We start from the raw sequence: 12,323 nt of genomic DNA on the forward strand, positions 1-12,323 counted from the left end.
CGGAAAACAGCATGAAAAAGATTTACTTAATCATTAACTTTTCAGATATTAAATATTTTAAATCATTTTTTGACCCGAAACCTTTAGTTTTGAAACCAATGCTTTTACCAACTGTTTACACATGAATAAACGTAATGTAGGGTTCTCCGCTTTTATATTATTTACGATTGCCGTTTTACTACACCTGGTACATTATGAAGGTTGGTTAACTATTGGCGAGCAGCCCTTATTTATTATAAGGTGGCTTTTAATTACCAACCTGGTGGTTTTTGCCTGGTTTAAAAAATCATTGACCACCTGGATATTGGTGGCCATGGCCCTGGGTATAGAAATAGGCCTGGATTTCAGGGAGTTCTCGCAAAATCTCCAGTTCCTCAGTAAAATATTCCTGCGCCTGGTAAAAACAATTGTGGCGCCTTTACTTTTCTCTACCCTGGTTGTGGGTATTGCCAGCCATAGTAATTTAAAGCAGGTAGGACGTATCGGCTGGAAATCACTTTTATACTTTGAAGTTGTAACCACCCTGGCCCTGGTGATAGGCCTGGTATTTATTAATATTACCCAGGCCGGTAAGGGAATTGCCGTTCCGGAACACCTGGAATTACCCAAGTCCAATGAAAAAATATTCCAGCAAAAGGTTATTAATATATTGGATAGTGCCGGTGCTGATATACCTGAAGGCCTGATCAATAAATTACCGGATGCCCCCGGTAAAACCTGGCAGGACCATATAATAGATATATTCCCGGAAAATATCATCAAGTCCATTTACGAGGGTAATGTATTACCCATCGTAGTATTCAGTGTGGTATTTGGTATTGCCCTGGCCCTGCTGAATGAAAAGAAGAAAAAGCCCATGCTGGACTTTACCGAAAGCCTGGCGGAAACCATGTTCAAGTTCACCAATATCATCATGTACTTTGCGCCGTTTGGCGTAGGTGCAGCGATCGCCGTAACGGTGGGGCACCTGGGAATTGATATATTAAAGAACCTGTTCTTATTATTGGCTACTTTATACCTGGCCTTATTTGCCTTTATATTATTTGTACTGCTTCCTATTGCATTATGGATCGCCAAAGTACCCGTTAAAAAATTCATCCAGGCTATCAGGGAGCCGGTATCAATAGCTTTTGCCACCACCAGCTCCGACTCGGCCTTACCCAAGGCCCTGGAGAATATGGAGAAATTTGGTGTGCCCCGTAAAATAGTTTCCTTTGTTATACCTACCGGTTATACATTTAACCTGGACGGTACCACGCTCTATCTTTCACTGGCATCCATCTTCGTGGCCCAGGCTGCGGGTATTGACCTCTCCATTGGCGCCCAGCTGATGATTGGTTTATCCTTAATGCTTACCAGCAAAGGGGTGGCGGCAGTACCCAGGGCATCGCTGGTAATATTAATTGCCACGGCCGATTCCTTTAATTTCCCTATCTGGCCCATCATGGCTATATATGGTATTGATGAGTTAATGGATATGGCCCGTACTTCGGTAAATGTGATCGGTAATACCCTGGCCAGCTGCGTTATTGCCCGCTGGGAAGGAGAGTTTGATGATGAAAAAGCTAAGAACTTCTCCGAAGCAAGTGCAGATGCAGTAGTGGGAGAGGGCTAAGGTTTAACGTTTTATGTTAAACCAGGGACGGAAAAACTTGTTATGGTAAAGCAAAGTTGAAAAGGTAATAGTTTAAATAATAATTACCCGTAAAGGGGCTCATTCATACCTTATTTTATGTTTGAATTATTAGATGCCGCATTTCATTGGACCAATTTGTTACAGCCACAATGGTATATTGAACATGGCGGACTGTGGATTTTATTATTAATTGTGTTTGCCGAAACCGGCTTGTTTATCGGCTTCTTCTTCCCTGGTGATTCGTTGTTGTTTGTATCGGGTATTTACAGTAACAGCCTGGCCAAATGGTTGTACGATACGGAAAGTGATTTTACTAACCTGCTCATGATCATGACCCTGGTAACCCTGGCGGGTATTATAGGGAATTTTGTGGGGTACTGGTTTGGCAAAAAAAGCGGACCCGCATTATATAACCGGAAGGATAGTTTTTTATTTAAACAACGTTACCTGCAGCAGGCAAAATCATTTTATGAAAAAAATGGTGGCTTTACCATTATCGTTGCCAGGTTCATTCCTTTTGTGCGCACATTTGCGCCTATTGTGGCGGGCATTGTGAAGATGGATACCAAAAAATTTGCTTTTTACAATGTGGTGGGTTGTGTGGCCTGGGTATTCAGTATGATGGCTGCCGGGCACTACCTGTATAAATACTTTTTAACCCAGCATAATTTTGACCTTACCCAACACCTGGAATGGATTGTATTAGGTATAGTGATCGTAACCACTTTACCGGTAATTTTAAAACTGATCAGGGGTAAGAAGAAAAAAGAAATAAGCGAGTTATAATATTTGAAATGGTTGCTGTAACAGCAACCATTTTTTGCTGAATAAATAGGATAACCTGCGGATTTCAATAAATCCTAAATCTTAATTAAAAATCCTGTATTACCTTTAAGCTTAAACCAAAAACTATTGCTTCCGTGAAATCTTCCTCCTCTATATTCAGTGTAGCTGTATTGGTGGCTGCATTGGGCTATTTTGTAGATATATATGATCTGCTCTTGTTTGGCATTATACGTATTCCCAGTTTAAATGATATGGGGCTAAGTCCCGAACAGGTATTGACCGATGGTGAGTCTATTTTGCAATGGCAGATGTGGGGCCTATTACTGGGCGGCATCATCTGGGGCGTAATGGGTGATAAACGCGGACGTCTCAGTGTACTGTTCGGCTCTATTGTATTATACTCACTTGCCAATATCGCCAATGGTTTTGTGGAGACAGTGGACCAATACAAATGGATACGTTTTATTGCCGGCCTGGGCCTGGCGGGCGAACTGGGCGCTGGTATTACGTTGGTGTCAGAACTGACCCCAAAAGAAAAAAGAGGAATTGCCACTTCGCTGGTAGCCGGCATTGGTCTTACCGGGGCGGTCGTGGCTTTTTTAATGAAAGAATATTTTCACTGGCGTACCTGTTATTTTATTGGCGGCGGCCTGGGTATGTTATTACTGGTATTGCGTATCTCGGTTTTCGAATCGGGTATGTTTAACCAGGTAAAAACAATGGAAGTACAAAGGGGCAACCTGTTCATGTTGTTTAACAACTGGGACCGGTTTAAGCGTTACCTCTTTGGCATACTCATCGGGTTGCCTACCTGGTTTGTAATAGGCGTACTGGTTACTTTCTCCAGCGAGTTTGGTAAACAGTTTGGTATCACCGAACCCATCGATCCCGGTAAGGCCATCATGTTTGCCTATGCCGCTATTTCTATAGGTGATATAGCGGTTGGTTTTGTGAGCCAGTGGTTAAAGAGCAGGAAAAATGCCTTATATGTTTTTTATGCCATTACGGCCTTATTCATGGTATTATTCTTTACCACACAATGGAATGGCTCTGCCGCAAAAATGTACTGGATATGCGCCGGATTAGGCTTTGGCACCGGCTTTTGGGCCATCTTTGTCACCATGGGGGCCGAGCAGTTTGGCACTAACTTAAGGGCAACAGCAGCCACCACTATTCCTAATATGGTAAGAGGTATGCTGGCTATTTTTATTTTACCATTATTTCAATGGTTGCGGGGCATGGATGGTATCGGCTTTGTGAATGGAGGGGTCATTACGGGTATCGTTGTAATGAGCATTGGCATCCTGGCGGCCATTCTTACAAAGGAAACTTTTGGTAAGGATCTGAATTTTGTCGAGAAATAATAAGAATAACAATGGGCGATAGTATAATTATCGCCCATTGTTTATATACCGAAATGACTCCGTGTTACCATAAAGGATTACCGGAATGTGAGTAAATATTTGCATCAGCATCGCCTACAATTCGGTGATACATACTACCAGATATATTGATAACCCATTTTGCACCAGGAACCTTTGTTCCTGATCCCAGGTAGCGTCCTAAAGGAACAGAGTAGTCGCCAGCCTGTGTAACACTACCGGAATAATTTACAAATTGAGGTAGCTCATAAGTACCAGTATATATTCCATTGCTTACCGATGCGGTACCCTGAAGATTCCATTGCATAAATCTAACCTCACCGGGTGATGAGTTCCAACTACCACCACCTCTATATTCTAACTTAATTCTTAATGTTAAATAGGTTTTCCAATATGGCCCACCTACGAAATCCTCATAAAAAACCGCCAGTTCATGAACATATTTTCTTTTTTTACTTAAGTCCGAAGTTTTGTAAAACTCCATTTGATGTGGAGAGTGCAATGCTCCAGAAATAGGAAGGTCAGTAGTTAAAGTACCCGATAACTGCTCGTCGGCTTCATTAGAAAGGGAAATTGTTTTACCAAACCGGGCTTTCTTCTCTATTAAAGCAGGGTTGGCTTTTAAATGAGCAATTTCATTTTCCTGGCTTGCAGGGATATAATATTTTTGATTTTTATTATACCAAACGATGTTGGCTCCTATTTTTACTTCACCTTTAGCATTGAGTAATTGCTGATGAGCTAGAGGTAAGCCGGCATTATATAAATCTATAAGGCTTGCATCAGTAGCACTTTCATTTTCCCAGTTGATTGCTGAAAAAGCCTTTTCTAAGGAGAGAAAAGATTTGTTGTTAGGGAGAACAGATTTGTCTAGTTTACCATCGAAAAGGGCATCGACAGTTTTTTGAAAGGCTTCCTGGGAACTAAAAACTAAACGGTTGTTTTCAACTTTTATTTCGTTATCCAGGTTTGTTTGTTGTTCTAAATTACTTTTTTTGCATGAGACAAATGTTAAAAGCAGCAGTGTTGTAAAAATACCGGTGATGACTGGTTTCATAATGATTAATGTTTTAAAAGTTTGAGCAAATCTATTGCTATGACAAATAGAAACTTCGTGAATTCATGTTATTCATCTGTTAAATGAAATATGTGAATAAAATAATATATTATTATTTCTTTAAGTGTATTGCTGAAAATTGACGATAAAAAATTACTTTTAAGGATAAACAAGACACATGAATGTTGATATTAGTATTGTTGTTGTAAACTATAATACATCAGCACTTACCCGAAAATGTATTGAGTCAATTAATAGATATGTTCCCGCTAATTTATCATATGAGATTATAGTTGTTGATAATAATTCAAAGTTTGAAGATTATATTGATTTAACTAACAGTGTTGAAACTGCTAGCGGATTAAAGATGATCCGGAACAGGAAAAACCTGGGTTTTGCCGGAGGCTTCATGACAGGCGCTTTAAGAGCTAATGGTAATTTTTTATTTTTTGTAAACAGTGATGTATTAGTTATTGAAGATTCCTTTACGCCTTTTGTTACTTTAATGAATGCGCAAACGGATATCGGCGTTTGCGGTGGCCAGGTACTCACCTGCGAATATAAACATGAAAAATCCTTTGATCATTTTATAACCTTCGGGTACAAGGTATTAGGTCCCTGGTTATATGAAAAAATGTATCCCGGTAAAAAATCAAGAACAAAAGAATATTTTGAACCTATTGATGTGGACATGACACATGGCTGTTATATGGTGTTCAGGAAAAAATATTTTGATGAAGTGGGTGGCTTGGATGATAATATATTTCTTTATTATGAGGAGATGGACATCTGTAAAAGACTACAGAAAAAAGGACATAGGGTAGTGATGGAACCCCGTACAAAGATCGTTCACTTAGGCGGAGCCAGTACCCCTAAAAATATGTTGATCAAGAAAGAACTGCTGATCTCTTATCTCTATGTGCTGCAAAAGAATTTTGGGGTTTTCCAGTTCCTGCTGGCTCATGTTTTTTTAAGTGTTGTTTTCTTCTTCAAATCTATTGTGAAGCCCAAGTATTTCAGTATTTTTTTCATGCTGTTGTTTCATGGTAACGGACTTACAAAGTCATTAAAACATAAGCAAAAAATTTCCCCGGCATAGGCTATTTTTGTCATAAGCGAATAGTATCATCAAACCGTTTAGCATATTAACATGAAAGTATTACATCTGGCAGGTGCTATGGAATGGGGTGGCGGCGATCAGCAAATGATGGACCTGATTGCCAACCTGTCTGACCTGGATATACAAAGCGTTATCCTGTGTTTCAATCATTCGGCCATTAAAGCTCATGCCGAGAAGCATGGTGTCAGCACCCTGGCCGTTGATAAATCAAAACGATACTCCTCCAAGGTTCTCCGATATATAAAAGAACAGGTGCAGCAACTGGAAATTGATGTGATACATATCCATACCAGTAATTTTGTAATGACCTATATGCTGGCCGACGTTTTTTATAAGCTGAAAGTACCGGCTGTCTTTTCTAAAAAATCAATCAGCGAAAGTTCCAGTTTATTGAGCCCGGTAAAATATAACTATAAAGGCATCAAAAAAATAGTATGTGTATCCAATGCCATACTGGAATCTTTTAAAAATACCATTAAACCAAGGAACCGGCATAAACTGGTAACGGTTTATGATGGTATACGCCTGGATAAAAAATTTCCCCCGGTTCCATCCTTAAGAGAAACTTTTAACCTGCCGGCAGGCATAACCATTGTCGGTAATATTGCCAATCATTACCTGGCCAAGGATATCGGTGTTTTTGTAAAAACGGCTAATCATCTGGTCAACGAACTGCACCGAAAAGATCTTTTCTTTGTCCAGATCGGCAGCCCTTCGCCGTACACCCCTGAATATGAAGCGCTGGTGGATGAATATAATTTAAGGGATTCGGTTAAAATGATGGGTTTTACCCCTAATGCCGGCTCTTATTTACCCCAGTTTGATATTTTCCTGATGACCTCACAAAGAGAGGGCTTACCCCTGGTGATCATGGAGGCTTTTAATGCCCGCGTGCCGGTAGTGTCAACCAGCGGTGGCGGTATACCCGAGGCCATTACGCATGAAGAAAATGGCCTTTTATCGCCCATTAAAGACCATGTTTCGCTGGCCGGTAATATTATTGCCTTGCAGGCGGATGGAGCGCTAAAACAACAACTTGTTGAAAATGCCTATAAAAGACTGCACGAGGAGTTTGACTCCATTACCTGTGCCCGTAAAATGGCGGGGATATATGCTGAAGTGACCGGTAATAAAAACTAACTGTATTTCGGGCGTATTTACAGGCAACACTTGCTTAAATTTGCGGTTTAATAGCTTATAGTATGAATATTGCCCAAAGCATTCAAATATTCCAGCAGAGTATTGCCGATTATCATATAACGGATGATGTGGATACCCCCATCAACAATCCCTACGCAAAAGAAACGATTGAACATTTATTATACCTGAAAAACTGGGTAGATACGGTGCAATGGCACCTGGAGGATATTATCCGTAGCCCGGCCATTGACCCGGTGGAAGCCCTGGCATTAAAGCGCCGTATTGATGCATCTAACCAACAGCGTACCGACCTGGTGGAATATATTGACAGCTGGTTCCTGCAACAATATGCATCAGTAACGCCGAAAGAGAATGCCACTTTTAATACCGAAAGTCCGGCCTGGGCTATTGACCGACTCTCTATCCTGGAACTGAAAATCTATCATATGCAGATCGAAGCCGATAGAGCGGAAGCATCCGAGGAACACAGGCTTAACTGCAGCAAAAAATTACAGGTATTGCTTACCCAGCGGGAAGATCTGTCAACGGCCATCATCCAATTACTGGCCGATTTTACAAACGGCAATAAGTACATGAAAGTGTACAAACAAATGAAGATGTACAACGACGAAAGCCTGAATCCCGTTTTATACAATAACAAATAATTACATGAAAAAAGATATTCATATTTTTTGTATGAAATGGGGTACACTCTATGGCCCCGAATATGTGAACACCTTATACTCCATGGTAAAACGCAACCTGACCCTGCCGTTTACGATGGTTTGTTTTACGGATAATACCGAGGGTATTGATGCAGATGTAAAATGTTTTCCCATTCCTGAAATGGAATTACCCACCAATATACCGGAGCGGATGTGGAAGAAGCTGACCACTTTTAAAAAAGACCTGTATGGCCTGCATGGTACAGCACTTTTCCTTGACCTGGATATTGTGATCGTAGATAATATTGATTCTTTCTTTGAAGATGATAACCCGTTTATGATCATCAAAGATTATAACAAACAATGGCGCATAACCGGCAACTCTTCAGTATACCGTTTCGAAATAGGACAGCATTCCTATGTATATGATTATTTCATTGCCAACTTTGATAGTGTAAGGCAGCAACACCGGAATGAACAGGAGTATTTATCCTGGGCGGTTAATGAAAAAGGTATTTTAAAGTACTGGCCTACTCCCTGGTGTCCCAGTTATAAGTATGACTGTGCTTCCCGTTTCCCCTTAGCTTTCTGGAAAATACCATCCATACCGGAAGGGGCTAAGATCATTATCTTCCATGGAGAATTTAACCCGCATAAAGCCATTAAAGGTGGCTGGGGAAAATGGTATCGTTTTCTTCGCCCGGCCAAGTGGATCAAGAAATATTGGTATTAAGCATGTACTATAAAAAAACGGTTGGTGCAAACCAACCGTTTTTCTTTTATTTACTTAGTTCACTTAGTTCCAGCCAGCGTAATTCCTTTTCATCCAACAGGTCATTTATTTCCGTAATGCGGTTGGATAGTTTTTGCAGGGCCTCAAAGTCGGTTTCGCCGCCGCTCAGTTTATGTGTCACCAGGTCTTTTTCAATGTTCAGCTGTTTCATCTCCTTCTCCAGTGTTTCCAGCTCATGTTTTTCTTTAAAACTTAAACGACGGGGCGGGGTAGCGGATGCAGTAGTTGTAGCCGGGACTGTTTCGGTCTTCGGCTCTTCTTTTTTAACCGGCTCTTTTTCTGTTTTATTGTTTTCCCTGTTCAGCAGGTCAATTCGGTATTGGGTATAGTTGCCGGGAAAGTCCCTTATTTCTCCTTCACCTTCAAATACAAAAAGGTGATCTACCAGGCGGTCCATAAAATAACGGTCATGCGATACAATTAACAAACAACCGGGATACTCACTTAAAAAATTCTCCAGTACACTTAAAGTAGGCAGGTCCAGGTCGTTGGTAGGCTCATCCAGTATCAGGAAATTCGGGTTACGGAATAATATGGATAATAAGTGCAGGCGTCTTTTTTCACCCCCGCTTAATTTACTGATATACGTGTATTGCTTGTCGGGATCAAACAGGAACAGTTGTAAAAACTGAGCGGCGCTCATGGTGCTGCCATCGGCTAAAGGGAAATGCTCGGCAATATCTTTTACAAACTCAATTACCCGCATATCCTCTTTTATCACCAGGCCCTGCTGCGAGTAATTACCAAATACTACTGTATCACCAATATTTATCTTGCCGCTATCAGGCTGTTCAATTTGTTGAACAATATTGATAAAGGTTGATTTACCAGCCCCGTTTTTACCTACTACACCAACCCGTTCTCCTTTTGAAAAGGTGTAATCAAAACCTTTTAAGATAACTTTCTCCCCAAAATTTTTATACACTTTTTTCATCTCCACCACCTTGCCGCCCAGGCGGTTCATCTTCATCTGCAGTTCTACCTGCTGGTCTTCAATTTTTTGTTTGGCTTTCTTCTCTACATCGTAAAAATTATCCTGCCGGCTTTTACTTTTGGTGGTACGGGCCTTGGGTTGCTTGCGCATCCACTCCAGCTCTTTACGGTAAGTATTACGGGCTTTATCAATACTGGCCGATTCACTCTCTATACGTGCCGCTTTTTTCTCCAGGTAATTGGCATAGTCACCGGTATGGGTGTATAAATTGCTGCCATCCATCTCCCATATTTCTTCGCAAACAGCGTCTAAAAAATAACGGTCGTGGGTAACCAGCAATAAGGTTACTTTTTCTTTATCCAGGTAATGTTCCAGCCATTCTACCATCTCCACGTCCAGGTGGTTGGTCGGTTCGTCCATGATCAGTAAAACATGTTTATGCTCAAACCCGATATCGATCAGGGTTTTGGCCAGTGCCACACGTTTACGCTGACCACCGCTTAAAGTATTTACCGGCTGGTTCAGTATATGGTGAATATTCAGCTTGCCGATGATCTGTTTTACCTTGGTATCAAAATCCCAGGCATTTAATTCGTCCATTCTGGAAATGGCATCGGTTAAGCGTTCTACATCTTCCGTTTCACCCAGGGCTTCAAACTCGCGGATGGCTTTAATGGTGGGATGGTCATGAAAGAAAATATTATCCAGCGCCGATTTGGTCTCTTCAAAAATGGGGTCCTGTTCAAATAAAACCACATCCACATCCTTGTGTATCCATACTTTACCGTTATCAGCCGTTTCTTTGCCCGATAAAATACGTAACAGGGTCGATTTACCTGAACCATTCCTGGCTACCAGGGCAATTTTATCACCTTCGGAAATATGAAAGGATATATTACTGAACAAGGGCTTGATGCCGTAACTTTTACTCAAATTCTCTACCGATACATAATGCATCCGGCAAAGATAGTCAGGCAATTTGGTAAAGAAGACTAGTGGGATGAAATAATTGATCCTGGCCTGTTGCCGATTTTTAGCTGGTCACCTGCATTAACACCGGTCATCGTCCCTTGCGTCGCACTCTTTTACTGCACCAACACGGGGCATCAATAAAACCTGTTTGACAATATATATCGTCAGGTCTGTGGCAAAAATTCGGTTGCTAACGACTGGGCTTAAAATTTTTTACCAATATTTAATCTTAATTGGCTCATAAAAGGAAGGTCATCATACTTATAGGGCTCCCCGTCAAAAATGAAAGGTTTGTTCTGAAAAATATAACGTCCGCCAAATGAAAAATCTAAACCGATATAATAATTATTTTTAAACGTGTAACTGAACTGTACTGCCAACGGCGAAATATATAATTCATTTTTATTTTCTTTTCTCATTTGTTTATTGGAGGAGACAGAGAACTGCCTGTATAAAGTGCTGTTAACAAAAGCAATATCGGTGCCTAACGCAAAACTAAATGGCCTTTGTTTAAAAAAATAAATTCTGTGACCAATAATGGCTCCAAATGCCGGCCTGTTTAAACTTATCGTTGGCGCAATACGTAACCCGAGCATACCCCTGTAAACTAACCTTTCATAAGTGGGTTGTAAAAATATGACATACTGAGAGGGTGTTTTGGTAGAGCCTAATACATCAATAGTTAAATCGAATGTACTAAGAGAAGTATAGGATAAGCCTACCGATACAATATTTTTAACTGTCCTTAGTTCCTGGAGCCTTTTTATTTTATTATAATTTTTATAAATAAATTGAATCGTATGTTTCTGGTGTTCATCGTATAAAATTTTTTCTACCGATAAAGCATCTAGTTCTGCCTGGTCAGGCCGTTTAATCATTTTCCCGTCAGCAAGGATCTTTTTATCCTTTTCGGTAAGATGGAAGTTTTCGTATGGGACATAACTTATTTCTTTTGCAAAATAGACCCTGGCCAACTTAACAATTAAGGTGTCCCCCTGTGGTTTTTTTGGGGTGGGTTTTAGTATTAAAGTATCCTGTGCCGGTAATGCCAAAGGGGTTAATAATAAACATAAAACCGGCAGATACAATCTTACCAGGGATAAAGAGTTGGCTAGCATGTTTATAAGGTTTTCAGCATGACCGCAGAATACTCATAAACGATGCAGCATCAGGACGCAAAAAAATATATAAACAAACAGATTAATATTACTGCTGTTATTACTAAAAAAGGCAGTGATTTTTCAAATAAATTTTCCAGTTTTTTTTCCCGCACCATTTTTTGTAACAAAGTTTGTGGCGTATTACCGGTATTTATTTTTTGTAAAACGGGAACTAAGGGATGAAAGTTTTTATAGTTCAATAACTGTGTCATTTTCAGCACAGTGGTAAGGATCGTATCATTGATATCCGTTTCGTTAAAGGCGTTTAGCTTTTCAATATGATCGGCAGTGAATAATTGTTCAATTGCATGTGTTATTACTATCTGGTTGGCGGGGTTACTGCTGTTTAATAAGAAAAACTGTTTTTCGAGTATGATACATTTTTGCAGTACACTGACCGGTGTTAGCACAAAACTGCTGTTCTTTATGCCGCCGCTTTTTTTAAGCCACCTTTCATTATGATACTCGTCCCGCCGGCTGGTATTGGTAAGGGTTTCGTAAGCCTCTTTAACCGCATCAAAATAAGCCCTGGCATAAGGGTCGTTATTCGTCTTGTCAGGATGATATTGCTGTACCAGCCTGCGGTAAGCTTTTTTTATTTCTTCCTGTGTGGCCGATGGCGCTAATTCTAGTATTGTATAATGATCATTCTGTTGCACAGGTTACAAATGTAGCACC

Annotated in this window: 11 protein-coding genes; 7 read left to right on the forward strand and 4 right to left on the reverse strand. The window is 40.4% G+C overall.

Annotated features, from left to right (window positions below; all coding sequences use genetic code 11):
• Positions 1 to 121 precede the first annotated feature (121 nt).
• The 3 genes from ACFS6H_RS07800 (at position 122) to ACFS6H_RS07810 (ending at position 3,786) form a co-directional block, all read left to right on the forward strand.
• Positions 122 to 1,615 carry a dicarboxylate/amino acid:cation symporter gene (locus ACFS6H_RS07800; protein ID WP_386096953.1) on the forward strand — a complete coding sequence of 498 codons (1,494 nt, stop codon included), beginning with the start codon at positions 122 to 124 and terminating at the stop codon, positions 1,613 to 1,615.
• Between the two features lie 117 nt (positions 1,616 to 1,732).
• Positions 1,733 to 2,422, forward strand: a complete 690-nt coding sequence (locus ACFS6H_RS07805; protein ID WP_386096955.1) for a DedA family protein — start codon at positions 1,733 to 1,735, stop codon at positions 2,420 to 2,422.
• 134 nt (positions 2,423 to 2,556) lie between these two features.
• Entirely contained in the window at positions 2,557 to 3,786 is a 1,230-nt protein-coding gene (locus ACFS6H_RS07810) for an MFS transporter (RefSeq protein WP_386096957.1), read from the forward strand.
• 64 nt (positions 3,787 to 3,850) lie between these two features.
• On the opposite strand, the gene ACFS6H_RS07815 is transcribed toward ACFS6H_RS07810, so the two are convergent.
• The gene (locus tag ACFS6H_RS07815) at positions 3,851 to 4,861 is read right to left on the reverse strand and encodes a hypothetical protein (protein ID WP_386096959.1); all 1,011 of its coding nucleotides are present in this window, start codon (positions 4,859 to 4,861) and stop codon (positions 3,851 to 3,853) included.
• Between the two features lie 178 nt (positions 4,862 to 5,039).
• Here ACFS6H_RS07815 and ACFS6H_RS07820 point away from each other — a divergent pair, with 178 nt between their 5' ends.
• The 4 genes from ACFS6H_RS07820 to ACFS6H_RS07835 all read left to right on the forward strand — a co-directional run bounded on the left by ACFS6H_RS07820 (position 5,040) and on the right by ACFS6H_RS07835 (position 8,519).
• Entirely contained in the window at positions 5,040 to 5,960 is a 921-nt protein-coding gene (locus ACFS6H_RS07820; RefSeq protein WP_386096961.1) for a glycosyltransferase family 2 protein, read from the forward strand.
• 51 nt (positions 5,961 to 6,011) lie between these two features.
• Positions 6,012 to 7,121: a glycosyltransferase family 4 protein gene (locus ACFS6H_RS07825; protein WP_386096963.1), complete on the forward strand. Its 1,110-nt coding sequence runs from the start codon at positions 6,012 to 6,014 to the stop codon at positions 7,119 to 7,121.
• A 62-nt stretch (positions 7,122 to 7,183) separates the two neighbouring features.
• Positions 7,184 to 7,786: a DUF4254 domain-containing protein gene (locus ACFS6H_RS07830; protein ID WP_386096965.1), complete on the forward strand. Its 603-nt coding sequence runs from the start codon at positions 7,184 to 7,186 to the stop codon at positions 7,784 to 7,786.
• A 4-nt stretch (positions 7,787 to 7,790) separates the two neighbouring features.
• A complete protein-coding gene (locus ACFS6H_RS07835) occupies positions 7,791 to 8,519 on the forward strand; it encodes a glycosyltransferase (protein WP_386096967.1) in 729 nt (242 codons plus the stop codon).
• Between the two features lie 46 nt (positions 8,520 to 8,565).
• Here ACFS6H_RS07835 and ACFS6H_RS07840 read toward each other — a convergent pair whose 3' ends face one another.
• From ACFS6H_RS07840 to ACFS6H_RS07850, 3 genes are all read right to left on the reverse strand, one after another.
• Complete coding sequence (locus ACFS6H_RS07840; protein WP_386096969.1) at positions 8,566 to 10,470, reverse strand: ABC-F family ATP-binding cassette domain-containing protein; 1,905 nt, start codon at positions 10,468 to 10,470, stop codon at positions 8,566 to 8,568.
• A 218-nt stretch (positions 10,471 to 10,688) separates the two neighbouring features.
• Positions 10,689 to 11,603, reverse strand: coding sequence for a hypothetical protein (locus tag ACFS6H_RS07845; protein ID WP_386096971.1), 915 nt, complete (start codon positions 11,601 to 11,603; stop codon positions 10,689 to 10,691).
• A gap of 50 nt (positions 11,604 to 11,653) precedes the next feature.
• Positions 11,654 to 12,304 carry a J domain-containing protein gene (locus ACFS6H_RS07850; RefSeq protein WP_386096973.1) on the reverse strand — a complete coding sequence of 217 codons (651 nt, stop codon included), beginning with the start codon at positions 12,302 to 12,304 and terminating at the stop codon, positions 11,654 to 11,656.
• Between the last annotated feature and the right edge of the window lie 19 nt (positions 12,305 to 12,323).

It is taken from the genome of Terrimonas rubra, from assembly GCF_042686025.1.
Taxonomy (GTDB): domain Bacteria; phylum Bacteroidota; class Bacteroidia; order Chitinophagales; family Chitinophagaceae; genus Terrimonas; species Terrimonas rubra.

Coding starts and splice junctions, on each gene's coding strand:
- ACFS6H_RS07825 (WP_386096963.1), top strand. CDS start 6,012: ATGAAAGTATTACATCTGGCAGGTGCTATGGAATGGGGTGGCGGCGAT.
- ACFS6H_RS07835 (WP_386096967.1), top strand. CDS start 7,791: ATGAAAAAAGATATTCATATTTTTTGTATGAAATGGGGTACACTCTAT.
- ACFS6H_RS07830 (WP_386096965.1), top strand. CDS start 7,184: ATGAATATTGCCCAAAGCATTCAAATATTCCAGCAGAGTATTGCCGAT.
- ACFS6H_RS07800 (WP_386096953.1), top strand. CDS start 122: ATGAATAAACGTAATGTAGGGTTCTCCGCTTTTATATTATTTACGATT.
- ACFS6H_RS07845 (WP_386096971.1), bottom strand. CDS start 11,603: ATGCTAGCCAACTCTTTATCCCTGGTAAGATTGTATCTGCCGGTTTTA.
- ACFS6H_RS07805 (WP_386096955.1), top strand. CDS start 1,733: ATGTTTGAATTATTAGATGCCGCATTTCATTGGACCAATTTGTTACAG.
- ACFS6H_RS07815 (WP_386096959.1), bottom strand. CDS start 4,861: ATGAAACCAGTCATCACCGGTATTTTTACAACACTGCTGCTTTTAACA.
- ACFS6H_RS07820 (WP_386096961.1), top strand. CDS start 5,040: ATGAATGTTGATATTAGTATTGTTGTTGTAAACTATAATACATCAGCA.
- ACFS6H_RS07840 (WP_386096969.1), bottom strand. CDS start 10,470: ATGCATTATGTATCGGTAGAGAATTTGAGTAAAAGTTACGGCATCAAG.